Source organism: Lentzea sp. NPDC037011, assembly GCF_055607425.1.
The window spans coordinates 190,458-211,909 of the sequence record NZ_JBVJRT010000012.1; the positions used below are offsets into that span (position 1 = coordinate 190,458).

26 protein-coding genes are annotated in these 21,452 nt (G+C 71.2%); 8 read left to right on the plus strand and 18 right to left on the minus strand.

Features of this window, described 5'->3' with window-relative positions:
* Nucleotides 1-79: 79 nt before the first annotated feature.
* Complete coding sequence (gene dctA / locus ACZ7CH_RS32800; RefSeq protein ID WP_360390330.1) at nucleotides 80-1,438, minus strand: C4-dicarboxylate transporter DctA; 1,359 nt, start codon at nucleotides 1,436-1,438, stop codon at nucleotides 80-82.
* Nucleotides 1,439-1,551: 113 nt separating this feature from the next.
* Here dctA and ACZ7CH_RS32805 point away from each other — a divergent pair, with 113 nt between their 5' ends.
* On the plus strand, nucleotides 1,552-2,454 hold the full coding sequence (locus tag ACZ7CH_RS32805; protein ID WP_360390333.1) for a TAXI family TRAP transporter solute-binding subunit: 903 nt from the start codon (nucleotides 1,552-1,554) through the stop codon (nucleotides 2,452-2,454).
* Here ACZ7CH_RS32805 and ACZ7CH_RS32810 read toward each other — a convergent pair.
* From ACZ7CH_RS32810 to lgt, 3 genes are all read right to left on the minus strand, one after another.
* Nucleotides 2,444-3,790: a sensor histidine kinase gene (locus tag ACZ7CH_RS32810; RefSeq protein WP_360390336.1), complete on the minus strand. Its 1,347-nt coding sequence runs from the start codon at nucleotides 3,788-3,790 to the stop codon at nucleotides 2,444-2,446. The two genes, ACZ7CH_RS32805 and ACZ7CH_RS32810, sit on opposite strands and share 11 nt — an antisense overlap.
* Before the next feature lie 130 nt (nucleotides 3,791-3,920).
* Nucleotides 3,921-4,583, minus strand: coding sequence for a response regulator transcription factor (locus ACZ7CH_RS32815; RefSeq protein WP_360390339.1), 663 nt, complete (start codon nucleotides 4,581-4,583; stop codon nucleotides 3,921-3,923).
* 4 nt (nucleotides 4,584-4,587) lie between these two features.
* Nucleotides 4,588-5,589 carry a prolipoprotein diacylglyceryl transferase gene (gene lgt, locus ACZ7CH_RS32820; RefSeq protein WP_458430767.1) on the minus strand — a complete coding sequence of 334 codons (1,002 nt, stop codon included), beginning with the start codon at nucleotides 5,587-5,589 and terminating at the stop codon, nucleotides 4,588-4,590.
* Nucleotides 5,590-5,675: 86 nt separating this feature from the next.
* On the opposite strand from lgt, the gene ACZ7CH_RS32825 reads away from it, so the two are divergent.
* A complete protein-coding gene (locus ACZ7CH_RS32825; RefSeq protein WP_470375722.1) occupies nucleotides 5,676-6,818 on the plus strand; it encodes an FAD-dependent monooxygenase in 1,143 nt (380 codons plus the stop codon).
* Here the strand turns inward: ACZ7CH_RS32825 and ACZ7CH_RS32830 are convergent.
* The 6 genes from ACZ7CH_RS32830 to ACZ7CH_RS32855 all read right to left on the minus strand — a co-directional run bounded on the left by ACZ7CH_RS32830 (nucleotide 6,815) and on the right by ACZ7CH_RS32855 (nucleotide 12,508).
* Nucleotides 6,815-7,336, minus strand: a complete 522-nt coding sequence (locus ACZ7CH_RS32830; RefSeq protein ID WP_360390344.1) for a Uma2 family endonuclease — start codon at nucleotides 7,334-7,336, stop codon at nucleotides 6,815-6,817. The genes ACZ7CH_RS32825 and ACZ7CH_RS32830 overlap by 4 nt on opposite strands.
* Nucleotides 7,337-7,566: 230 nt before the next feature.
* Nucleotides 7,567-8,355, minus strand: a complete 789-nt coding sequence (gene trpA, locus ACZ7CH_RS32835) for a tryptophan synthase subunit alpha (RefSeq protein ID WP_458430764.1) — start codon at nucleotides 8,353-8,355, stop codon at nucleotides 7,567-7,569.
* Entirely contained in the window at nucleotides 8,355-9,575 is a 1,221-nt protein-coding gene (gene trpB / locus ACZ7CH_RS32840; RefSeq protein WP_360390347.1) for a tryptophan synthase subunit beta, read from the minus strand. Before trpB ends, trpA begins: the two co-directional genes overlap by 1 nt.
* A gap of 37 nt (nucleotides 9,576-9,612) precedes the next feature.
* Nucleotides 9,613-10,422 carry an indole-3-glycerol phosphate synthase TrpC gene (gene trpC, locus ACZ7CH_RS32845; RefSeq protein WP_360390350.1) on the minus strand — a complete coding sequence of 270 codons (810 nt, stop codon included), beginning with the start codon at nucleotides 10,420-10,422 and terminating at the stop codon, nucleotides 9,613-9,615.
* A gap of 132 nt (nucleotides 10,423-10,554) precedes the next feature.
* Nucleotides 10,555-10,980 carry a Trp biosynthesis-associated membrane protein gene (locus ACZ7CH_RS32850; protein WP_458430762.1) on the minus strand — a complete coding sequence of 142 codons (426 nt, stop codon included), beginning with the start codon at nucleotides 10,978-10,980 and terminating at the stop codon, nucleotides 10,555-10,557.
* On the minus strand, nucleotides 10,970-12,508 hold the full coding sequence (locus ACZ7CH_RS32855) for an anthranilate synthase component I (RefSeq protein WP_360390356.1): 1,539 nt from the start codon (nucleotides 12,506-12,508) through the stop codon (nucleotides 10,970-10,972). Before ACZ7CH_RS32855 ends, ACZ7CH_RS32850 begins: the two co-directional genes overlap by 11 nt.
* Nucleotides 12,509-12,546: 38 nt before the next feature.
* Between ACZ7CH_RS32855 and ACZ7CH_RS32860 the strand changes: the two genes are divergently transcribed.
* On the plus strand, nucleotides 12,547-13,158 hold the full coding sequence (locus tag ACZ7CH_RS32860; protein ID WP_458430761.1) for a TetR/AcrR family transcriptional regulator: 612 nt from the start codon (nucleotides 12,547-12,549) through the stop codon (nucleotides 13,156-13,158).
* Between the two features lie 16 nt (nucleotides 13,159-13,174).
* Here ACZ7CH_RS32860 and hisI read toward each other — a convergent pair whose 3' ends face one another.
* Genes hisI through hisF form a run of 3 tightly spaced genes read right to left on the minus strand, consistent with a single transcriptional unit; the run spans nucleotide 13,175 to nucleotide 14,648 of the window.
* Nucleotides 13,175-13,525: a phosphoribosyl-AMP cyclohydrolase gene (hisI, locus tag ACZ7CH_RS32865; protein ID WP_360390361.1), complete on the minus strand. Its 351-nt coding sequence runs from the start codon at nucleotides 13,523-13,525 to the stop codon at nucleotides 13,175-13,177.
* Nucleotides 13,522-13,893: a hypothetical protein gene (locus ACZ7CH_RS32870; protein ID WP_470370674.1), complete on the minus strand. Its 372-nt coding sequence runs from the start codon at nucleotides 13,891-13,893 to the stop codon at nucleotides 13,522-13,524. The genes hisI and ACZ7CH_RS32870 overlap by 4 nt, the downstream gene beginning before the upstream one ends.
* Entirely contained in the window at nucleotides 13,890-14,648 is a 759-nt protein-coding gene (hisF, locus tag ACZ7CH_RS32875) for an imidazole glycerol phosphate synthase subunit HisF (RefSeq protein WP_360390367.1), read from the minus strand. Before hisF ends, ACZ7CH_RS32870 begins: the two co-directional genes overlap by 4 nt.
* A 46-nt stretch (nucleotides 14,649-14,694) precedes the next feature.
* Between hisF and ACZ7CH_RS32880 the strand changes: the two genes are divergently transcribed.
* Together ACZ7CH_RS32880 and ACZ7CH_RS32885 are read left to right on the plus strand one after the other, a co-directional pair.
* The gene (locus tag ACZ7CH_RS32880; protein WP_360390369.1) at nucleotides 14,695-15,069 is read left to right on the plus strand and encodes a PPOX class F420-dependent oxidoreductase; all 375 of its coding nucleotides are present in this window, start codon (nucleotides 14,695-14,697) and stop codon (nucleotides 15,067-15,069) included.
* 70 nt (nucleotides 15,070-15,139) lie between these two features.
* On the plus strand, nucleotides 15,140-15,841 hold the full coding sequence (locus tag ACZ7CH_RS32885) for a Clp protease N-terminal domain-containing protein (RefSeq protein WP_360390372.1): 702 nt from the start codon (nucleotides 15,140-15,142) through the stop codon (nucleotides 15,839-15,841).
* On the opposite strand, the gene priA is transcribed toward ACZ7CH_RS32885, so the two are convergent.
* The 5 genes from priA to ACZ7CH_RS32910 form a co-directional block, all read right to left on the minus strand.
* A complete protein-coding gene (gene priA, locus ACZ7CH_RS32890) occupies nucleotides 15,807-16,538 on the minus strand; it encodes a bifunctional 1-(5-phosphoribosyl)-5-((5-phosphoribosylamino)methylideneamino)imidazole-4-carboxamide isomerase/phosphoribosylanthranilate isomerase PriA (RefSeq protein ID WP_360390374.1) in 732 nt (243 codons plus the stop codon). The two genes, ACZ7CH_RS32885 and priA, sit on opposite strands and share 35 nt — an antisense overlap.
* Before the next feature lie 96 nt (nucleotides 16,539-16,634).
* Nucleotides 16,635-17,270 (minus strand): imidazole glycerol phosphate synthase subunit HisH, encoded by a 636-nt coding sequence (hisH, locus tag ACZ7CH_RS32895; RefSeq protein WP_360390377.1) that lies wholly within the window; start codon nucleotides 17,268-17,270, stop codon nucleotides 16,635-16,637.
* A gap of 24 nt (nucleotides 17,271-17,294) precedes the next feature.
* Entirely contained in the window at nucleotides 17,295-18,113 is an 819-nt protein-coding gene (locus ACZ7CH_RS32900) for a hypothetical protein (protein ID WP_470370675.1), read from the minus strand.
* A 171-nt stretch (nucleotides 18,114-18,284) separates the two neighbouring features.
* Entirely contained in the window at nucleotides 18,285-19,175 is an 891-nt protein-coding gene (locus ACZ7CH_RS32905) for a transketolase family protein (protein ID WP_360390382.1), read from the minus strand.
* Nucleotides 19,172-19,834 (minus strand): thiamine pyrophosphate-dependent enzyme, encoded by a 663-nt coding sequence (locus ACZ7CH_RS32910; protein ID WP_470375723.1) that lies wholly within the window; start codon nucleotides 19,832-19,834, stop codon nucleotides 19,172-19,174. The genes ACZ7CH_RS32905 and ACZ7CH_RS32910 overlap by 4 nt, the downstream gene beginning before the upstream one ends.
* A gap of 73 nt (nucleotides 19,835-19,907) precedes the next feature.
* On the opposite strand from ACZ7CH_RS32910, the gene soxR reads away from it, so the two are divergent.
* The 3 genes from soxR to ACZ7CH_RS32925 all read left to right on the plus strand — a co-directional run bounded on the left by soxR (nucleotide 19,908) and on the right by ACZ7CH_RS32925 (nucleotide 21,451).
* The gene (gene soxR, locus ACZ7CH_RS32915; protein ID WP_458434336.1) at nucleotides 19,908-20,354 is read left to right on the plus strand and encodes a redox-sensitive transcriptional activator SoxR; all 447 of its coding nucleotides are present in this window, start codon (nucleotides 19,908-19,910) and stop codon (nucleotides 20,352-20,354) included.
* The gene (locus tag ACZ7CH_RS32920) at nucleotides 20,354-20,566 is read left to right on the plus strand and encodes a hypothetical protein (RefSeq protein WP_470375724.1); all 213 of its coding nucleotides are present in this window, start codon (nucleotides 20,354-20,356) and stop codon (nucleotides 20,564-20,566) included. The genes soxR and ACZ7CH_RS32920 overlap by 1 nt, the downstream gene beginning before the upstream one ends.
* Nucleotides 20,567-20,896: 330 nt before the next feature.
* A complete protein-coding gene (locus ACZ7CH_RS32925) occupies nucleotides 20,897-21,451 on the plus strand; it encodes an RNA 2'-phosphotransferase (protein WP_470375725.1) in 555 nt (184 codons plus the stop codon).
* The last annotated feature ends 1 nt before the right edge of the window (nucleotide 21,452 follow it).

The following is a 21,452-nucleotide window of genomic DNA, read 5'->3' on the forward strand; positions in this document are numbered from 1 at the left end:
CCTCGGTCTTCGCAGGGCTTGGCCGCCGTCAGGTCACGTGGCCGGGAGCGAGAGGGGGTCGCCCCCGGCCACGGACGCCTCAGTGGGCCGGGACCGCCACCTTCGCGGTCTCGTCCTCGCCGGACTGCTTCGCGAGCAGGTCGTCGACGTCGACGCTGCCGGGGTTGTTCAGCACCTCGGTCAGGCGGTCCCTGTCGAGGGACTTCTGCCAGGCGGCGACCACGAGCGAGCCGACGCCGTTGCCGATGACGTTGGTGATGGCGCGGGCCTCGGACATGAACCGGTCGATGCCGACGATGAGCGCGATGCCGACGGCCGGGATGGCGCTGTGCGCCTCGAACGCCTGCAGCGAGGCGGCCAGGGTGACCAGGCCGGCGCCGGTGACGCCCGCCGCGCCCTTGGACGCGATCAGCATGAACAGCAGCAGGCCGATCTGCACGCCGATCGACACGTCGTGACCGGTGGCCTGGGCGATGAAGATGGCGCCCATGGTCAGGTAGATGCAGGTGCCGTCGAGGTTGAACGAGTACCCGGTCGGGATGGTGAGGCCCACGACCGACTTCTGCGCGCCCGCCGCCTCCAGCTTGACCATCATGCGCGGCAGCACCGACTCCGAGGACGACGTGCCGAGCACGATCAGGATCTCGTCCTTGATGTAGCGCAGGAACTTGAAGAGGCTGAAGCCCGCGACCTTCGCGACGATGCCGAGCACCACGACGACGAACAGCAGGCAGGTGGCGTAGAAGGAGCCCATCAGCCACAGCAGCTTGCCGAGCACGCTGCCGCCGAACTTGCCGACGGTGTAGGCGATGCCGCCGAACGCACCGATCGGCGCGACGTACATGACGATCTTGATGATGCCGAACATCACCTTGGAGAGCGTCTCCATCGCGGACACGACCTTGGCGCCGCGCTCGCCCATGCCGGCGACCGCGATGGCCACGAGGATCGCGACCACGAGCACCTGGATCAGCTGCCCGTCGGTGAACGCGCTGACGAACGACTTCGGCACGAGGCTCAGGATGAAGCCGGTGACACCGGTCTCCGCGCTGGAGGCGTCCTTCAGCGTCTTGTCGGCGGCACTCGCGTTCAGCTGGATGTCGCCGCCGTGGTGACCCGGCTGCACGATGTTCACGACGAGCAGGCCGATGGCGAGCGCCACGGTCGTCATCGCGGTGAAGTACAGGATCGTGCGGAGTGCGAGACCGCCCGCCTTGGCGAGGTTCCCGAGGCCGGCGATGCCGACGATGATCGTGGCGAAGATGGTCGGGGCGATCACCACCTTGACCAGGTTCACGAACAGGTCGGCGAGCCACTTCATCTCGGACGCCTGCTTCGGGAACAGGAACCCGACCGCGGCGCCCAGCACGATGGAGACCAGCACCCAGAAGTAGAGGTGCCTGTAGATCGGTTTGCGGCCTGTGGTGGTGGTCGCCACTGTTCCTCCTCGAACACTTCGCGTTGGGTAGGAGGGTGAGCCGCGCCACGCACAGCGACAAGGCGGTGCCCGGAAACTTCAGACAGACCTGACGTAACGGTTAGTCTTCGGTGGTGTCGCTCAGCCGTCGCACACTTCTGCTAGGGGGTGCCCTCGCTCTCACGGGGTGCACCCCGCGGAAGGTCGAGGCACCCGCGCGGCTCGTGCTGGCCACCGGCCCGGACGGGGCGGTGTTCCGCGAGATCGGGGCGGCGCTCGCACGGGTGCTGGCCGAGCAGCTGCCCGGCACCGAGGTGGTCGCGCAGCCGACCGGCGCGTCGGTGGAGAACCTGCGGCTGCTCGCCGAGGGGAAGGCCGACCTGGCGCTGTCCTCTTTGGACGCGATCGAGCCGCCGGAGAGCGTGCGCGCGGTCGGGCGGCTCTACGACAGCTTCATGCAGATCGCGGTGCGCAAGGAGTCGTCCATCGAACGGCTCGCGGACCTCGCGGGCAAGCGGATCTCTTTGGGGCCCGTGGGTTCCGGCACGGAGTTCACCGGACGGCGGCTCTTGCAGTACCTCGGCGGTGCGTCCGCTGTGGACGAACGCATGGCGCACGCGGTGGCCTCGCGCCGACTCGCCGACGGCTCGCTGGACGCGCTGCTCGCGCTGACCGGCATCCCGACCGACGCGGTCTACAACATCAAGGACCAGGTGCGGCTGATCAACCTCCAGGACGAGGCGGTGCGGCTCCACCGGGAGTTCCGCGGCCCGTACATCCCGGCGACGATCCCCCAGTCGGTGTACAACCCGATCCCGGCCTGCCACACGTTCGCGGTGCCGAACCTGCTGCTCGCGCACGAGTCGCTGAGCGCGGACGTGGTGGAGGTCGTGACGCGGACGGTGTTCACCGAGACCGCGCGGATCGTGGAGGGGCACCCCGAGGCGTCGCGGATCAACGTGCGCACCGGCATCGCGACCGGTGAGGTGCCGTTGCACGAGGGCGCCATGCGGTGGTTCCGCTCGGTCAAGCGCTGAGGCTGATCTTCACGTCGAGGCCGGGACCGGCGTCGTGCAGCGTGAGCGCACCGCCCGCGGACTCGATCAGCTCGGCGCAGATCGCGAGGCCCATGCCGGTGCCGGGCACGTTCTGGTGCTTGGTCGCGCGCCAGAACCGCTGGAGCGCGTGCTCGCGTTCGTCGGCGGTGAGCCCGTCGCCGTTGTCGACCACGTGCAGCTCGCCCTTCGCGCCGGTGACCACGACCTCGGTGGCGTTGGCGAGGCGGATGGCGTTGCTGACCAGCTCGTCGAGCACGCTGCCCAGGCCGCCGGGCGGTTCCTGCATGGTGAGCCCCGGTGGCACGGTGACCTTCAGCTCGACCCCGGCCCGGTGGGCGAGCGCCTGCCAGCCGGCCCGGTGCGTGGCGAGGAGCTGGTCGATCTCGACGGGTTCGGTGTCGCGGGCGCTGTCGAGGCGGGTCGCGGCGAGCAGCGTGTCGAGCACCCGGCCCATCTCCTCCGCCTCGTCCACGGCGATCTGGTGCGCTTCCCGCCCGTGTTCGCCGCCGACGTGCGGCTCCAGGTTGTCGACGGCGAGCCGCAGGCTGGCCAGCGGGTTGCGCAGCTGGTGCGACGCGTCGGCCACGAACGCCTTCTGCCTGGTCAGGGCCCTGCCGACGACGTCGACCATGGTGTTGAAGCTGCGGGCGAGCCTGCGCAGCTCCGGCGGTCCGCCGACCTCGTCCGCGCGCACCTCCAGGTTGCCCTGCGCGACCGCCGCCGTGGCCTCGTCGAGCCGGCGCACCGGTCGCAGCACCCACCGCGACATCGGCCACGCCGCCGCGACCACCGCGAGCATCGGCGCGAGCCCGGCCAGCCCCATCAGCCCCCACTGCCGCAGCACCTCGCCGCGCAGCGCGGCGGTCGGCGAGATCGTGACGACCGCCGCCACCACCTCGCTGTCCCGCCCGACCGGCTCGACCACGACCATCGGGTCGGTCCGCCACGGCCAGCCCGAGTACCCGGCCGGCGGCGAGTACCCGGACAGCGCCGCGCTGAGCCCGCCCTCGACCAGGTCGTCGTGCGGGTCGAAGCCGTTGCGGGAGGTGATGAGCACGCTGCGGTCGGCGCTGACCAGCGCCACCGTGATGCCGTAGACGTCGTCGTACCGGTCGAACTCGTCGCGCAGCAGCTCCGTGCGGTCCGACTGCAACGCGCTCTCCGCGAGCGAGGCGAACCGGCTGGCGTCCCCGAGGCGGTCGAGGTAGGTCGTCTGGGTCTCGCGCTGCACCACGGCGGAGGCGAGCGGGATGCCGAGCGCGGCGACGAGGGCGACGAGCAGCGGGACGGTGATGACGAGGAGTCTGCGCAGCATCAGCCGCCGTCACTGGTTCGCATCGGGCACCTCACGGCGTTCATCATCCGGTACCGCGACGACACCCCGCAGTGCCGTGTTCCCGAAGTCACCCCCGGTAACCCTGCTCGCCCCGCACCTGCCGGAGAAGCTAGGTGGCCAGGCGGTAGCCGACGCCCCTCACGGTTTCGATCTTCACGTCGGTGCCGAGCTTGCCGCGCAACGCCGCGATGTGCGTGTCCAGCGTGCGCGAGGGCGCCTCCCAGTGCGCCTGCCACACCTGGTCGACGATGAAGTCGCGGCTGACCACCTCACCGGCCCTGGTCGCGAGCAGCGCGAGCAGGTCGAACTCCTTGCGGGTGAGCGACAGCGGCGTGCCGTCGAGGGTGGCGACGCGGGTGGGCACGGAGATGCTCAGCGCGCCCACCCGCACCGGGCCCTCGGCCTCCGGCTCCGCCCGGTGGGTGCGGGTGCGGCGCAGCACCGCCTCGATGCGGGCGAGCAGCTCCGAGGTGCCGAACGGCTTCACCACGTAGTCGTCGGCACCCGCGCGCAGGCCCAGGACGCGTTCGCGTTCCTCACCGCGCGCGGTCACGGTGATCACCGCGGTGCCCGGCCGGTGCCGCAGCTCGCGCAGCACGTCCAGGCCGTCGCCGTCGGGCAGGCCGAGGTCGAGCAGCACCACGTCCGCGGGCGCGGCTTTGAGGGCGTCGGCGGCCGTGGCCACCCGGTGCACCTCGTAGCCCGCGTGCCGCAACGCGGTCAGCAGGCCCCTGGCCACCCGGTCGTCATCCTCGACGACGAGCACGCGCACTCGGTCACTCCGGTTTGACGGACTCCGCCTGGGAGCCGGTCTTGTCCTTGTCGGCCGCCACGGCCGCGGTCTCGGTCTCGGCGGGTTCCGCGGTCTCGGTGCCGCCGTCCTCGGTCTTCGGCTCGCCGGTGCCGCGCAGTGCCGCGACGTCCTCCCGCGGCCCACGCGACTTCGCGATCACGAAGTAGGCGACCGCGCCCAGGAACACCAGCGCCGACACCCACACGTTCACGCGCTGGCCGAACACCAGCGTCGCCTCGTCGGTGCGCATGAGCTCGATCCAGAACCGGCCCGCGGTGTAGCCCGCGACGTACAGCGCGAACACCCGGCCGTGGCCCAGGCGGAACCGGCGGTCGGCCCACACCAGCAGCAGGGCGACACCGAGGTTCCACAGCAGCTCGTAGAGGAACGTCGGGTGCACGACCTGGATGGGCGTGTGGTCGACGGCGACGCCCGCGAGCATGTCCTCACGGCCGTCCGGCGTGACCCGGCGGTAGATCTCCAGGCCCCACGGCAGCGTCGTGTCGGCGCCGAAGAGCTCCTGGTTGAAGTAGTTGCCGAGCCGTCCGACGGCCTGCGCCACGACGATGCCGGGCGCCAGCGCGTCGGCCATCGCGGGCAGCGGGATGCCCTTGCGCCGGCAACCGATCCAGGCACCCACCGCACCGAGGGCGATCGCGCCCCAGATGCCGAGGCCGCCGTTCCAGATCTCCAGCGCCGCGAGCGGGTTCCTGCCCGGCCCGAAGTACTTCTGGTTGTCGGTGATGACGTGGTAGAGCCGGCCACCCACGAGACCGAACGGCACCGCCCACACGGCGATGTCGGTGACCTCGCCCTTGACGCCCCCGCGCGCGACCCAGCGGCGCTCGCCCCACCAGATGGCGATGACGATGCCCGCGATGATGCACAGCGCGTAGGCCCTGAGGGGGAGCGGACCGAGGTACCAGACACCGCGGTCGGGGCTCGGGATCGTGGCCAGCACGACGGAGTTCAACCCGTTCAACACGCCGCCCACCGTACCGGTGGCCCCGTGAGCCTCCTGTGGGGACGCTCGATCGTTATCTTGACCGTCCCCGGTGAGGAAGGCCTGACATGACGGTCCTGGTGGTCGGCGGCGGCATCGGCGGCCTCGCGACAGCGCTCGGTCTCGCCCGCGCCGGGCACCGCGTGGCGGTGCTGGAGGCGGCGGCCGAGTTCACCGAGATCGGCGCGGGCGTCCAGATCGGTCCCAACGGCTTCCGCGCGCTCGACGCGCTGGGCGTCGGTCCCGCGGTGCGGTCACGGGCCGTGCACGTCGACGAGCTGCGGCTGCGCTGCGGCGTCTCCGGCCGGGTGGTGGCGTCGCTGCCGGTCGACAAGGGCTTCCGGGCCCGGTTCGGCACGTACGCGGTCGTGCACCGCGATGACGTGCTGGCGCCGTTGCTCGCCGCCTGCCGCGACCTCGTGGACCTGCGCCCGGACAGCGCCGTCACGTCCTACGAGCAGGACGGCTCCGGGGTCACGGCGGTGCTGCGGTCCGGCGCGCGCGTCCGCGGCACGGCTCTGGTCGGCGCCGACGGCCTGCGTTCCGCGGTCCGCCGCCAGCTGGTCGGCGACGGCGACCCGGTGGTGTCCGGCCACACCACGTTCCGCGCGGTCATCCCGGCGGACGCCGTGCCCGCGGAGCTGAAGGAGAACGTGGTCACGCTGTGGGCGGGTCCCCGTTTCCACGTCGTCTGGTACGTCATCGCCGGTGGCCGCCTCGTGAACCTCGTCGCCACCATCGACAACGGCGCCCGCGACCCGTTGTCCGGCGTGCCCGTCGAGCACGCCGACGTCCTGGAGCACTTCACACCGCTGTGCCCGGACGCGGCGCGGGTCATGGCGCTGGCCGACGAGTGGCGGGCCTGGGTGCTGTGCGACCGCGAGCCGGTCGCGGACTGGCGGGACGGCCGGGTCGTGCTGCTCGGCGACGCCGCCCACCCGGTGCTGCAGTACGCCGCGCAGGGCGCCTGCCAGGCGCTGGAGGACGCCGTGTGCCTCTCCTCGGTGTTCGACCCGCGTGACGTGGACGGCTCCTTCGCGCGGTACGTCGCCCTGCGTTCCGAGCGGACGGCGCGCGTGCACCACGCCTCACGGTCGATGGGGCGGGAGGTCTACCACCCGGCCGGGGAGGCGGCCGCGGCCCGTGACGCGATGTTCGCGGCGTGGAGCGCGGCTGACCTGCACGGCCGGCTGGAGTGGCTGTACGGCTAGTCGTTCAGGTCGATCGTGACGGGGAACGGGTGGCGGTCGAGCGTGAGCACGCCGTTCACGCTGCGCGCGATCTCGAAGTACTCGGGCTTCTCACCCCGCATGTACAGCGTGGACACCGGAGCATCCGGCACCGGGTCGACGACCAGGTAGTAAGGCACGCCGCCCTCTGCGTACAGCTGCCGTTTGACGACCAGATCGGTCACCCGCGTGCTCTTGGACAGCACCTCGCCGACGAGCAGCACCTTCTCGACCGGGAACGTCACACCGGCATCGCACCGTTCGACCACGGTGAAGTCCGGGATCAGCAATCGGCCGTCGGACAGCGCGACGTTGATCTCGATCGTCGCCTTGAAGTCCTTCGGGCAGGCGGACCGCAGTGTGGCTGCGACGCCGAACACCAGGTCCTGGTGCCGGAAGGACCCGAGGGGGCTCATGAGGAGCGTCCCGTCGACGAGTTCGATGCGCTGCCGGTGGTCCTCCGGCAGGGCGAGGACGTCGTCGAGCGACCACGGGCCCACGTGGCTGAGTATGTAGTCAGACTTGGCTTCGGCTGGAGCCGCCACCGCGCATCACCTCCGAAAACCGCCCGGCGCACACCAGTGTGGCACGCCGGAACGGGAGCTGGCTTGTGCATACGACCACGATCGCAGCTCGACCAGCGGTTTTCGGCGTTTTCGACCTCGAACGGGCCGATTTCATTCGATCAGACGTTCGAACCAGAGCCCCTTGGATTCACTCCAAGGGACCGTCAGACGGTGGCCGCGGCCGACCGCACGCCCTTCGCGAGGTCCGCCGCCAGTGCGCGCACCGCGCCATCGCCTTCGGCGACCGCGGACACGAACGCCGACCCGACGATCACGCCGTCCGCGAACCCGGCTATCTCGGCGGCCTGCGCGCCGTTGCGCACGCCCAGCCCGACCCCGATCGGGAGCGAGGTGTGCTCACGCACCCGCGCGACCAGTTCGGGAGCATCCGACGACACCACGTCGCGGGCGCCGGTGACGCCCATGACCGCCGTGGCGTACAGGAAGCCGGAGGACGCCTTCGCGGTCATCGCGATGCGCTCCTCGGTCGACGACGGCGCGACCAGGAACGTCCGGTCCAGCCCGTGCGCCTGGGAGGCGGCCATCCAGTCATCGGCCTCGTCCGGCACCAGGTCCGGGGTGATGATGCCGAGCCCGCCGGCCGCGGCGAGGTCGCGGGCGAACGCGTCCACGCCGTAGCGCAGCACCGGGTTCCAGTACGTCATCACGACCGCGCGGCCACCGGCCTGCGCCACCGCGTCGACCACGTCGAACAGGTCCTTCACCCGGAAGCCCGCACGCCGTGCCTGCTCGGCGGCGGCCTGGATGGTCGGGCCGTCCATGACCGGGTCGGAGAACGGCAGGCCGACCTCGACGAGGTCGCAGCCGGCCTCGACCATGGCCTTCAGCAGGTCCTTCGAACCGTCGACGGTCGGGAAGCCCGCGGGCAGGTACCCGATCAGCGCCGCCCGCGACTCGGCGCGTGCGGTGGCGAAAACCTCGGACAACGACATCAGGCCCGTCCCCCGTCAGCGAGGCCGAAGTACTCCACGGCCGTGTCCATGTCCTTGTCGCCGCGACCGGAGAGGTTCACGACGAGCAGCCCGTCCTGGCCGAGCTCCTGGCCGAGCTTCAGCGCGCCGGCGAGCGCGTGCGACGACTCGATCGCCGGGATGATGCCCTCGGTGCGCGAGAGCAGCGCGAAGGCCTCCATGGCCTCGGCGTCGGTCACCGGGAAGTACTCGGCGCGGCCGATGTCCTTCAGGTGCGAGTGCTCAGGGCCCACGCCGGGGTAGTCGAGACCGGCGGAGATCGAGTGGGCCTCGGTGATCTGGCCGTCGTCGTCCTGCATCACGTACGACATCGCGCCGTGCAGCGAACCGGGCGTGCCGGCCGTGAGCGTCGCGCCGTGGCTGCCGCTGTCCAGGCCGGAGCCGCCGGGCTCGACGCCGACCAGGCGCACGTCCGCGTCGTCGATGAAGCCGTGGAAGATGCCGATCGCGTTCGAGCCGCCACCGACGCAGGCGACGACGGCGTCGGGCAGCCGGCCCGCCTTCTCGAGGATCTGCTCGCGGGCCTCGATGCCGATGACCCGGTGGAAGTCGCGCACGAGCAGCGGGAACGGGTGCGGGCCCGCGGCGGTGCCGAGCAGGTAGTGCGTCTCGTCGACGTTGGTGACCCAGTCGCGCAACGCCTCGTTGATCGCGTCCTTCAGGGTGCGGGAGCCGGACTTCACCGGGATGACCTCGGCGCCGAGCAGCCGCATGCGCGCGACGTTGAGCGCTTGGCGCTCGGTGTCGACCTCGCCCATGTAGACGACGCAGTCGAGGCCGAGCAGCGCGCACGCCGTCGCCGTCGCCACGCCGTGCTGGCCCGCGCCGGTCTCGGCGATCACGCGCTTCTTGCCCATGCGCTTGGTGAGCAGCGCCTGACCGAGCACGTTGTTGATCTTGTGGGAGCCGGTGTGGTTGAGGTCCTCGCGCTTGAGGAACACCCGCGTGCCGGCGTGCTCGGCGAACTTCGGGGCCTCGGTCAGCAGCGACGGGCGGCCCGCGAAGTCGCGCAGCAGGCGCTGGAACTCGTTCACGAACTCCGGGTCGATGCGCGCCTTGTCGTACTCGGCGGCCAGCTCGTCCACCGCCGCGATCAGGGCCTCCGGGACGAACCGGCCGCCCCACGGGCCGAAGTGGCCGCGGTTGTCGGGGTCGTGCGGCGTGGGCGTGAACTGGCCCATCGGGTGGCTCCTCCAGCGCTGTTGTCGACCGCGCCTCTTACCGGCTCGGCCTCGGGCACGCCGGGTGCGAACCGGCGGTCACGAGCTTGTTCACGGCGGCCTTGGGGTCGCCGCTGGTCACCAGGCTCTCACCGACGAGCACCGCGTCGGCGCCCGCTCCGGCGTAGGACATCAGGTCACCGGGCCCGGTCACACCGGACTCGGCGATCTTGACCGTCTCGAAGGGTAGTCCGGGAGCGATCCGGCCGAAAACGTCCTTGTCGACCTCCAGCGTGTGGAGGTTGCGCGCGTTGACGCCGATGACCGACGACCCCGCCTCCAGCGCGCGGTCGGCCTCCTCGGCCGTGTGCACCTCGACGAGCGCCGTCATGCCGAGCGACTCGACCCGGTCCAGCAGCGACACCAGCGCGTTCTGCTCCAGGGCGGCCACGATCAGCAGCACCAGGTCCGCGCCGTGCATCCTGGCCTCGTGCACCTGGTACGGCGACACGATGAAGTCCTTGCGCAGCATGGGGATCTTCACCGTTCTGCGCACCGCGTCGAAGTCGGCGAGCGACCCGCCGAAGCGCCGCTGCTCGGTCAGCACGCTGATCACCGAGGCGCCCCCGGCCTCGTACGCGGCCGCGAGCTCCGCCGGCTCGGGGATCTCGGCCAGCGCGCCCTTCGACGGGCTCTTGCGCTTGACCTCGGCGATGACCCCCACGTTCGGACCGCGCAGCACCGACATCACATCGAGCGGAGGAGCGGCCTTGGCCGCGCGCTCCTTGACGACGTCGAAGGACAACTGAGCCTCACGAGCGGCGAGATCCTCACGCACACCTTCGAGGATCGACTCGAGAACCGTCACAGTCTTGAACCCCTTCCCGCTACGGGGATGCTAACCCCGCCGGAGTAACGCACCGACCACCGGGGGTTCCGCGTCCACGCAGCTAGCCGTGGTCGTTCGCCCGTCACATGCGCGAATGCCGATCGTTGATCTTCACTCGTCGGTGTCACCCCGGACCGGCCCCCTACCGTCAGTCGATCCGCCCGCCGGTCCGTCGGTGGGGTCGTCGCCGCGTTCCAGCGCGCGCCACATGTCCTTCTCCGGGTCCGCGGCGCGGGTCTTCTGCCCGCCCACCCCGATCTTCGGCATGCGCGCGCCGAAGACCACCTGGACCGCGCCGGAGGCCACCACGAGCACACCGCCGGCGATGGCGAGCCAGTGCCCGCCGAACGCCGCCGCGACGCCCACGGCGACCAGCAGCGCCCCGAGCACGCGCCGGGCCACCCCGCTGACCGCCACGGCCGCGGCCACGGCGGCGAGGCTCAGCAGCGCGACCGGCACCAGGTCAGCACCCCAGAAGGCACCCGCCGCGCCCACCAGCAGGAGCGCGGCGATCCACAGTGGACGGTTACCCCTCAACGGCGGGCTTCAGCGTCTGCGCTGTGGCGATCGCGGCCAGCACCGCACCCGCCTTGTTCAGCGTCTCGTTGTCCTCGGCCAGCGGGTCCGAGTCCGCCACGATGCCGCCGCCCGCCTGCACGTACGCCACGCCGTCGCGCAGCAGCGCGGTCCGGATGGCGATGGCGGTGTCCGCGTCGCCGGCGAAGTCGAAGTAGCCGACCACGCCGCCGTAGAGGCCGCGGCGGGTGGGTTCCAGCTCCTCGATGAGCTCCATCGCACGCGGCTTGGGCGCACCGGACAGCGTGCCGGCCGGGAAGCAGGCGGCGACCGCGTCGTAGGCCGTCTTGCCCTCGGCGAGCTCACCGGTCACGGTCGACACGATGTGCATGACGTGGCTGTAGCGCTCGACCTTGAAGAAGTCGACCACGTGCACCGAGCCCGGCTTGCAGACCCGGCCCAGGTCGTTGCGGCCGAGGTCGACGAGCATCAGGTGCTCGGCGCGCTCCTTGTGGTCGGCGAGGAGGTCCTTCTCCAGCAGGGCGTCCTCCTCCGGGTCCTCGCTGCGCCAGCGGGTGCCCGCGATCGGGTGAGTGGTCGCCTTGCCGTCGCGCACCGTGACCAGCGACTCGGGGCTGCAGCCCACGATGTCGAAGCCGTCCAGGCGCAGCAGGTACATGTACGGGCTGGGGTTCGTCGTGCGCAGGACGCGGTAGATGTCGAGCGCGTCGGCGTCCGTGTCGATCTCGAACCGCTGCGACACCACGACCTGGAACGCCTCGCCGGCCCGGATGGCCTCCTTGGCCTTCTCGACGGCCGCGAAGTGCTCCGCCTGCGAACGGCGGCGGCGGAACTCCGGCTTGGGGCGGGAGAACACCGCGGTGGTCGGCGGCGCGGGCATGTGCAGCGCCTCGGTCATGTCGTCCAGCCGCCGCACCGCGTCGTCGTAGGCGGCGTCGACGTTCTCCGGCGAGTTGTCCCAGTTGATCGCGTTCGCGATGAGCGTGACCGTGCCCTCGTGGTGGTCGAGCGCCGCGAGGTCCGTGGCGAGCAGCATGACCAGCTCGGGCAGCTTCAGGTCGTCCTCCGCGATGGACGGCAGCCGCTCCAGCCTGCGCACCGCGTCGTAGCCGATGTAGCCGACCATGCCGCCGGTCAGCGGGGGCATGCCGGGCAACGGGTCGGTGCGCAGCACCTCGATGGTCTCGCGCAACGCGAGCAGCGGGTCGCCGCCGTCGGGCAGCCCGACCGGCCGCGTGCCGGTCCAGAACGCCTCACCACCGGTCGCCGTCAGCGCCGCCGTGGACCGCACGCCGATGAACGACCAGCGCGACCACGACCGCCCGTTCTCCGCGGACTCCAGGAGGAACGTGCCCGGCCGGTCCGCCCCGAGCTTGCGGTACAGCCCGACCGGCGTCTCCGCGTCGGCCAGCAGCCTGCGCACCACCGGGATGACCCGGCGGTTCACGGCCAGCTCGCGGAACTCCTCACGCGTGGGGCTCACGGCCCCCAGACCAGCGGCGGCCACAGCCCCGATGACGCTCACCATGACGGCAATTGTTGCATAAATTCAACAACTGTTGAACCATGACTCCCGTGGACCAAGTGAACCAGAAACGGCGGGGCCGCCGCGCCGCGGGCGAGGACACGCGGGCCGCCCTGCTGGCCGCGGCCCGCGAGACCTTCGTCGAGAAGGGCTACGACGGTGCCACGGTCCGCGCGATCGCCGCCCGCGCCGGCGTGGACGCGGCCATGGTCAACCACTGGTTCGGCGGCAAGGAGGGCCTCTTCGCCCAGTCCGTGCTGCAGCTGCCCTTCGACCCGGCCGAGATCCTCAAGCGCCTGCTCGACGGCCCGGTCGAGGAGGCGGGCGAACGCATCATCCGCACCTTCGCGACCGTCTGGGACGCGACCGGCGGCGGCACCTTCGCGGCGCTGATCCGCAGCGTCACCAGCCACCAGGAGGTCGCGAACGCCCTGCGGTCGTTCTTCATCAGCGCGATCTTCACGAAGCTGCTGACCGAGATCGGGGCGGAGGACCGCGAACTGCGCGCGACCCTGGCCGCCACGCAGATGGTGGGGCTGGGGATCGTGCGGTACGTGGTGCGGTTCGAGCCGCTGGCCTCGGCGGAGGTGGAGACCGTGGTGAAGGCGATCGCGCCGAACATGCAGCGGTACCTGACGGGCGACCTGGACTGACCGGCCGCCCTCGGCCTCACGCGTCCGCGAGCAGCACCGTGGCGTCGAAGCAGGTGCGGTCGCCGGTGTGGCAGGCCGCGCCGACCTGGTCGACCACGAGCAGCAGCGCGTCGCCGTCGCAGTCGAGCCGCACCTCGTGCACGTACTGGGTGTGCCCGGAGGTCTCGCCCTTGACCCACAGCTGCCGGCGGCTGCGCGAGTAGTAGGTCGCGCGGCGGGTGGTGAGGGTGCGGTGCAGCGCCTCGTCGTCCATCCACGCCACCATCAGCACCTCACCGGTGCCGCGCTGCTGGGCGACCGCGCAGACGAGGCCGTCGGCCGTGCGCTTCAGCTTGGCCGAGACGGCGGGGTCGAGCGGGCTGCTCACCGGGGTCCTCCCAGTTGTCGACGAGCGGGTCCGGTGTTGAGCAGGACCACTCCGTAGATGTGCACGGCGGACAGCACGCCGGACGCGACGCGGGCCCACACCGGGCCGTCGGCCAGGACGATCACCAGGTGCAGCAGGGCGACGAGCACGAACACGACCATCGCCGGGTAGTGCGCGAACCGCAGGCCCAGCAGCAGGCAGGCGGCGACGGGCAGCTCGACGAGGGCGAGGAACGACGGCAGCTTCAACACGTCCGCGTCACCGCTGGTCCGCCACAGCACCAGGCCGACGGCGAAGAACACCAGCGCGCCGCCGAACGCGACCGCCGAGGACACCAGCACCTCCGGCGACCTGCGGCGGGTGGTCATCGCACGACCACGCCCGCGTGGCGCAGGCCGTCCTTCACCTCGCCGATGCGCAGCTGTCCGAAGTGGAACACGCTCGCCGCCAGCACCGCGTCCGCGCCGGCCGCGACCGCGGGCGCGAAGTGGTCGACCGCGCCGGCGCCGCCGCTCGCGATGAGCGGCACGTCGACCTCGCGGCGCACCAGCTCGATCAGCTCCAGGTCGAACCCGGCCTTGGTGCCGTCGGCGTCCATCGAGTTCAGCAGGATCTCGCCGACGCCCAGCTCCTGGCCCTGCGCGGCCCACCGCACCGCGTCGATGCCGGTGCCGGTGCGGCCGCCGTGCGTGGTGACCTCGAAGCCGGTGCCGCCGGGCACGCGCCGCGCGTCGACCGACAGCACGACGCACTGCGCGCCGTACCGCTGGGAGCACTCCCTGAGCAGCTCGGGCCGCGCGATCGCCGCCGTGTTCAGGCTGACCTTGTCCGCGCCGGCCCGCAGCAGCCTGTCGACGTCGTCCGGGCTGCGCACGCCGCCGCCGACGGTCAGGGGGATGAACACCTGCTCGGCCGTGCGGCGCACCACGTCGTAGGTCGTCTCGCGGTCGCCGCTGCTGGCGGTCACGTCGAGGAACGTCAGCTCGTCCGCGCCCTCGGCGTCGTACGCCCTGGCGAGCTCGACGGGGTCGCCCGCGTCGACGAGGTTCGTGAAGTTGACGCCCTTCACCACCCGGCCCCGGTCGACGTCGAGACAGGGGATGACACGGACCGCGACCGACATGCCCGAAAGCCTACAAGCAGCCCTTTCGGGACTACGCTGGGACACCATGATCACCGAGCTCGGCGAGGGCAAGTACCTGCTGCTGACGACGTTCCGCAAGAACGGCACCGCGGTGCCGACACCGGTGTGGGTGGTGCCCGGCGAGGGCGCGGTCGTCTACGCCTGGACCGCCAGGGACACCGGCAAGGTCAAGCGGATCCGGCGCAGCGGTGCCGTGGAGATCGGCGCCTGCGACGTCCGCGGCAACCCGAAGGGCGCCTCGATTCCGGCGCGGGCGCGGATCCTCGACGACGCCGCGAGCGACCGGGTCAGGGCCGGGATCACGAAGAAGTACGGGATTCCCGGCTGGCTGACGGTGTTCGGCAGCAGGCTGCGCCGCGGCCGCACCGGCACGGTCGGCATCGAGATCACCCCCGCCTGACCACTTGCCTGCCCGGCAACCGTCAACCGGCGGTTGACGTGATCAAGATCGTCAACCTAGAGTTGACGGCGTGATCCAGCTGACCGACCTCATCGCCACGATTGGCGAGGAAGCCGACGACGTGCTCACCCGCCTCGCGAAGGCGGTTGAGCGCAGCGGGCAGCTCACCGAGCTCGGCGACCACCTGGTCGGCCACTTCGTCGACGAGGCCCGCCGCGGCGGGGCCAGCTGGGCGGAGATCGGCGAGAGCATGGGCGTGACGAAGCAGGCCGCGCAGAAGCGGTTCGTGCCGAAGGAGTCGCCCGAGCTGACCAAGCCGTCGATGGACCGCTACACGCAGCGGTCGCGGCGGGTCATCGCGCTGGCCCGGCACCACGCGCGGTTCAGCGAGCGGATCGGCACCGAGCACCTGCTGCTGGGCCTGCTCGACGAGTCCGGCGGGCTCGCGGCGAAGACGATCGCGAAGCTGGAGTCCGGTGACGGCAGCACCCGCATCGCCGTGCTGCACCGGCTGGAGAAGGAACCGAAGCAGCGCCCGGAGAAGCAGCCCTACTCAACGCACTGCAAGAAGTCGCTGGAGCTCGCGGTGCGGGAAGCGCTGCGGCTGGGCCACATGTTCATCGGCACCGAGCACATCCTGCTCGGCGTGCTGCTCGAAGAAGGAGGGACCGCGGCCGACGTGCTCAACACCACCGGTGTCACGCACGAGGCCGCGGCCCGTCACGTCGAGAGCGTCGTCAACGCACCGCAGCAAGCGCTTCCGGGAGCGTGAAGGCGCCCGCGTAGAGCGCCTTGCCGACGATCGCGCCCTCCACGCCGTCGCGGGAGAGCTTCGCGAGCGCCACCAGGTCGTCCACACTGGACACCCCACCGGAGGCGACGACCGGCGCGTCGGTGCGGGCGCAGACCTCGGCCAGCAGGGCGACGTTGGGGCCGGTGAGCGTGCCGTCCTTCGACACGTCCGTGACCACGTACCGCGCGCAGCCGTCGCGGTCGAGGCGGTCCAGCACCTCCCACAGGTCACCGCCGTCGGAGGTCCAGCCGCGGCCCTTGACCCGGTGGCCCTCCTCGGTGATGCGCACGTCGAGGCCCACGGCGATCTTCTCGCCGTACCGGGCGATGGCCTTCGCGCACCACTGCGGGTCCTCCAGTGCGGCGGTGCCGAGGTTCACGCGGGCACAGCCGGTGGCCAGCGCGGCCTCCAGCGACGCGTCGTCGCGGATGCCGCCCGACAGCTCGACCCGCACGTCCAGCTCGCCGACGACCCGCGCCACCAGCTCGCGGTTCGAGCCGCGCCCGAAGGCGGCGTCCAGGTCGACCAGGTGGACCCACTCCGCGCCGTCGCGCTGCCACTGCAGGGCGGCGTCCAGCGGCTCGCCGTAGTTCGTCTCGGTACCGGCTTCGCCCTGCACGAGGCGAACGGCACGACCGTCGGCCACGTCGACAGCGGGGAGGAGTGTGAACGTCACGCGCTCAGCCTAGCCTCCCCCCGCACGCGCTCCGTGACGGCCGTGGCGAGCGGGAACCGGACCGGTGTCCTCACCGGACACACCGGCGGGCCGCGGTCACGACAGGGTCTTGAGCCAGTTCTGCAGCAGGTGCGCCCCGGCGTCACCGGACTTCTCCGGGTGGAACTGGGTCGCCCACAGCGGCCCGTTCTCGACCGCGGCCACGAAGTCGTCGCCCGCGTGGTCGGCCCACGTCACGAGCGGCGGCCGGAGGTGTTCGGCCGGCTCCAGCTCCCACTTGCGCACGCCGTAGGAGTGGACGAAGTAGAACCGCGTGTCGTCGTCAAGCCCGGCGAAGAGCCGTGAGCCCTCCGGTGCCCTGACCGTGTTCCAGCCCATGTGCGGCACGATCGGCGCGTCGAGCCGCTCGACGGTGCCGGGCCACTCGCCACAACCCTCCGTCAGCACGCCGTGCTCGATGCCGCGCTCGAACAGGATCTGCATGCCCACGCAGATGCCCAGCACCGGCCGGCCACCGGCGAGCCGTTCGCCGATGATCCGCGCGCCCCGCACCGAGTTGAGCCCCTGCATGCACGCCGCGTACGCGCCCACGCCGGGCACGACGAGCCCGTCGGCGTTGCGCGCCGCGGCGGCGTCCGAGGTCACCTCGACCTGGGCGCCGACCCGCTGGAGCGCGCGCTCGGCGGAGCGCAGGTTGCCGGAGCCATAGTCAAGAACGACGACGCGTGCCACGCCGTCCAGGTTAGTCGGTCTGCGTCAGTCGGTGGGTGCGGCGCCCTGCGTGACGGGGATTACCGGCAGCACGGCGTTGACCGGCTTGCGCTGGACCAGGTGCTTCCCGGCCGCGGCCACGGCGGCGTAGACCGCCACGACGCTGGCCACCCAGGCGAGCAGGAACACCCACACGGGCAGGCCGAACGCGAGCAGCGCGACCAGCAGCACCAGCCAGATCGGCGGGATGAGCGCCTTGGGCCAGCCCGCCGTGCGCGGCGGGGCGAGCGGGGACAGCCAGGCGTCCGCGCGGCCCTCCTCGGCGAGCTCGGCGACCTGCGCCACGTCCGGCAGCCCGCACGCCCGCAGGAACCGCGGCACCGCCTCGGCACCGTGGTCGTGCTCGCCCAGCGCCGCCCGCACCTCACCGGTCGTGACGCCGGTCTGCAGCGCCGTGAACCGCTCGGTGGCCGCGGCCAGCCCCTTCTCGCCGCGCTGCTGCTCCAGCAGGCCGCTGAACGACCGCTCGACGGCCCGCCCGACCCGGCCGGACCGCTTGGCCGCCGCGAGCAGCTCCACCACGTCGTCGCGCCCGCCCCAGAACCAGGCACGCCCGGCGGGTGAGGCCTTGACGAGCGGGTAGCAGGCGGCGGCGTTCTCGTTCCACACGAACAGGGCGGCGCGTCCTGCGACCTTGCGCACCCGTGCCGCCATGAGCACGGCCTCGGCGAGCCTGATGTCGAGGGAGGGCAGCAGCACCGTCCCCGACTGCACGGGGACGAGCGCCGCGGGACCGACGTTGGCGCCGTGCATGTCCTTCTGCAGCTCGGCGGCGTTCAACGGGGTCCAGATCAGCATTCTCACGCGCACATCATTCCCCCTCCGCCGCGCGAGACCCTGCCGACATGCCAGGGACGTCCCACTCGCGGAGGTGCGCACGACCGGGCACCTCGCCCGGTCGTGCGCCCTTCTCCCCTAAACGGCGCGGGAAGGCGCGCCGGTCCAGTCATCCCCCATGACCGCGAACATGTTCCTTCACCCCCTGAAGAAACTCCGCACAGTGCTCCCCAGCCCCACCACGTCGAGGTCGTGCGCAGCGTCGTGGTCCTCGGCCGTGCCGTAGTTGCGGAGCTCTGCGTGTCGTTTGACACCCGTAGAACGAACGCGGTGCGGGATTTGTTGCAGGGTTTCGGAAACCAGGTGGGATGAAGTTCCTTCGAGATACGGCTCGACGACGAGCACGTCGGCGTGGTCGGTGTCCTCGACCGCTTTCCGCAGACCGTCCGAGTCGAACGGCCGGACCGTTGCCGCGTACAGCACCGTGACGTCCGCGTTCTCGGCTTCGACGGCCTTGAGCACACGGTCGAGCATCGGTCCCACGGCAAGCACCACTCCGCGTTTTCCGTGACGCAACGCGGTGAACCCCTCACCCACCGGATACGCCTGCGCGTTCTCGCGCAGCGAAAGCCTCAGGTAGACGCGGTTGTCTTTTTTGAGAGCTTCCTCAAGCAGAGGAGTGACCTCTTCCGGATGACCGGGCACGTGCACTTCCCATCCCGGAAGCGTGTCGAACAATGCGACATCTCCCGGCGATTGATGTGTACGCCCCCACACCGGGTCGTCGTACGAAGCACCGATACTCACGAACACCGCACCGACGTCCTGATGACCGATATCGAGTTTGATCTGCTCGTACGGCCGCTCGACCAGAAACGGCGCGTAGCTGTGCACGACAGGACGCAGTCCCGTGAGCGCAAGCCCGCCCGCAACACCGACCATCGCCTGTTCGCGAATGCCGACGTCCACTACTCGTTCGTGGTCTTGTGGAAAGTTGACCGCCGAGATGACAGCGGTCACGACAGCCACCCTCGGATCGGTGTGCAGCGCCTGGTTGACCGTCTTGATGAACGCCTCGCGCATGGTCATGAGCTCTTCCCCGTCCTGGCGACGACGACGTTCGGCCGGTCGTACCGCGCGGTCAACGCCGCGAAGATCGCCTCGTGGTCCCGCCCGTCGACAGTGGTCGCCGCCCACCCCTCGACCGCGAACCGCTCCTGGACCCCACCCGGCCAGCCGTACCACGCGCTCTCGTTGTCGATCACGATCGCGGTGAGGTTGCCGACCCCGCGCCGTGCCGCGACCGCGATGGCCTCGTGGTTGCTGCCCTCGTCCAGCTCCCCGTCCCCGACCAGCACGAACGTCCGCCCCGCACTCCCGGCGACCCGCTGCCCGATGGCCGTCCCGACCGCGATCGGCAACCCGTGCCCGAGCGACCCGCTGCTGATCTCCACCCCGTTGACGAGCACGCGGTCCGGGTGCTGCCCGAGCGGGCTGTCCCACGACGTCCAGTCGTCCAAAGTGGACTCGTCGATGAACCCCTTCTCCGCGAGCACGGCGTAGTAGGCCATCGGCCCGTGCCCCTTGGACAGCAGGAACCGATCCCGCCCCGGGTCGTCGACCGTCGCCGGCGACACGTTCAGCACCCGGTCGTAGAGGACCCACAGCACGTCGATCGTGGAGGCGGCGGCCCACTCGTACTTCTCGTCCCCGGTCATCCTCGCGAAGAGCTCCGGTATCCGTTGCATGCCACCAACTCTTCAACCTCCACCATGCTGGAGGTCAAGCGGCTACGATGATCAGGTGAGCAAGCTGCCCGAAATGCTGACCATCGGCCAGGTCGCCGAACGCAGCGGCGTCCCCCACACCGCCCTGCGCTTCTACGAGGACCGCGGCCTCATCGGCTCCGTGCGCACCGCCGGCAACCAACGCCGCTACCCCCGCTCCGTCCTGCGCCGCCTCGCCTTCATCCGCACCGCGCAACGCGTCGGCCTCACCCTCGAAGCCGTCCGCGACGCCCTCGCTCAGCTCCCCGACAACCGCACCCCGACCAAGTCCGACTGGGAGCGGCTGTCCCGCTCGTGGAAAGCCGAGCTCGACGCGCGCATCGACGCGCTGTTCCGGCTGCGGGACCGGCTGACGGGGTGCATCGGGTGTGGGTGTTTGTCGTTGCGCAGTTGTGCGTTGCAGAACATCGATGACGAGCAGGCGGAGCTCGGGCCCGGGGCGCCGCGGTTGAAGCCGGTGCTGGAGGGCGGGTCGGCGTAATGGGCTCCGCGGTGGCGCGGGCGCGCGGCGCGGCGGTGGACGGCGCGGCGGTGGACGGCGGTGCGGCGGTGGGCCGCGGCGCGGCGGTGGGCGCCGCGGTGGTGCGGTGGCACGCCGCGGTGACGTTGGCGCGTTGGCGCGTTGCGGGGACGTGGCGGTGCCGTGGACGCGGTGCGTTGGCGCGGGCGATGTGCAGCGGGCAGGTCGCCTGAGCACCCCGGCCGCGCGCCTTGCCCGACGTCCGCAGACCAGTTCCCGCCCTGACGGCGTTCCTCCCCGACGCTCGTCCCTCCCGACTCCCCCTCCCGGCGCTCACCTCTCCAGACGCTGACTCCTCACCACGAACCTCTGCCGGCCCCCGCGCCTCCTCATCCCAGGGCGAACTCGATCATGAGTTCCGGACACGAATTCGAACTCACCACCCCATCAGACGACCCAGGACGCAGATCCGGACAACCTTCACCCGTCCGAGTGACGCGCACGCCTCGACACCCCAGGCTGAGCACCGAAAACCGCTCGACCGCCGTGCTTTCCTGAGGGCCATGGAAGACGAAAGGATGATCCGCCTCTCCAAGCGGATGTCGAAGGCCCTGAGACACCAGCCGGAACGCCTCGGCCTCACCCTCGACGCCCGGGGCTGGGTCGCGACCGCCGACCTCCTCGCCGCGCTCAAGGTCAGCCGCGAAGAGCTCGAAGAGGTCGTCCGCAGGAACGACAAGCAGCGCTTCACCATCGACGGCGACCGGATTCGGGCGAATCAGGGGCACAGCGTCGAGGTCGACCTCGCGCTCGCACCAGCCACGCCGCCGGACGAGTTGTTCCACGGCACCGTCGAGCAGTACCTGGACGACATCATGCGCGACGGGTTGCGGCCGATGGCGCGGCACGACGTGCACCTGTCGCCCGACCGGGAGACCGCTCGCCGGGTCGGGGCGCGCAGGGGGCGGCCGTTGGTCCTGGTCGTGGATGCCAAGGGGATGCACGCGGACGGGCACGAGTTCCGGGTCAGTGCGAACGGCGTGTGGCTCACCCAGCACGTCCCGGCGGCCTACCTCGACCGCACCGACAAGCGAAACAACCCCAGAACCGGCCGCTGAA

Bases quoted from the DNA above. Each gene is read 5' to 3' on its own strand.
- ACZ7CH_RS32810 (WP_360390336.1), bottom strand. From the start codon at position 3,790: ATGCTGCGCAGACTCCTCGTCATCACCGTCCCGCTGCTCGTCGCCCTC.
- ACZ7CH_RS32825 (WP_470375722.1), top strand. From the start codon at position 5,676: ATGACGGTCCTGGTGGTCGGCGGCGGCATCGGCGGCCTCGCGACAGCG.
- trpA (WP_458430764.1), bottom strand. From the start codon at position 8,355: ATGTCGTTGTCCGAGGTTTTCGCCACCGCACGCGCCGAGTCGCGGGCG.
- trpB (WP_360390347.1), bottom strand. From the start codon at position 9,575: ATGGGCCAGTTCACGCCCACGCCGCACGACCCCGACAACCGCGGCCAC.
- ACZ7CH_RS32855 (WP_360390356.1), bottom strand. From the start codon at position 12,508: ATGGTGAGCGTCATCGGGGCTGTGGCCGCCGCTGGTCTGGGGGCCGTG.
- ACZ7CH_RS32860 (WP_458430761.1), top strand. From the start codon at position 12,547: ATGACTCCCGTGGACCAAGTGAACCAGAAACGGCGGGGCCGCCGCGCC.
- ACZ7CH_RS32870 (WP_470370674.1), bottom strand. From the start codon at position 13,893: ATGACCACCCGCCGCAGGTCGCCGGAGGTGCTGGTGTCCTCGGCGGTC.
- hisF (WP_360390367.1), bottom strand. From the start codon at position 14,648: ATGTCGGTCGCGGTCCGTGTCATCCCCTGTCTCGACGTCGACCGGGGC.
- ACZ7CH_RS32880 (WP_360390369.1), top strand. From the start codon at position 14,695: ATGATCACCGAGCTCGGCGAGGGCAAGTACCTGCTGCTGACGACGTTC.
- ACZ7CH_RS32905 (WP_360390382.1), bottom strand. From the start codon at position 19,175: ATGACCATGCGCGAGGCGTTCATCAAGACGGTCAACCAGGCGCTGCAC.
- ACZ7CH_RS32910 (WP_470375723.1), bottom strand. From the start codon at position 19,834: ATGCAACGGATACCGGAGCTCTTCGCGAGGATGACCGGGGACGAGAAG.
- soxR (WP_458434336.1), top strand. From the start codon at position 19,908: ATGCTGACCATCGGCCAGGTCGCCGAACGCAGCGGCGTCCCCCACACC.
- ACZ7CH_RS32920 (WP_470375724.1), top strand. From the start codon at position 20,354: ATGGGCTCCGCGGTGGCGCGGGCGCGCGGCGCGGCGGTGGACGGCGCG.
- ACZ7CH_RS32925 (WP_470375725.1), top strand. From the start codon at position 20,897: ATGGAAGACGAAAGGATGATCCGCCTCTCCAAGCGGATGTCGAAGGCC.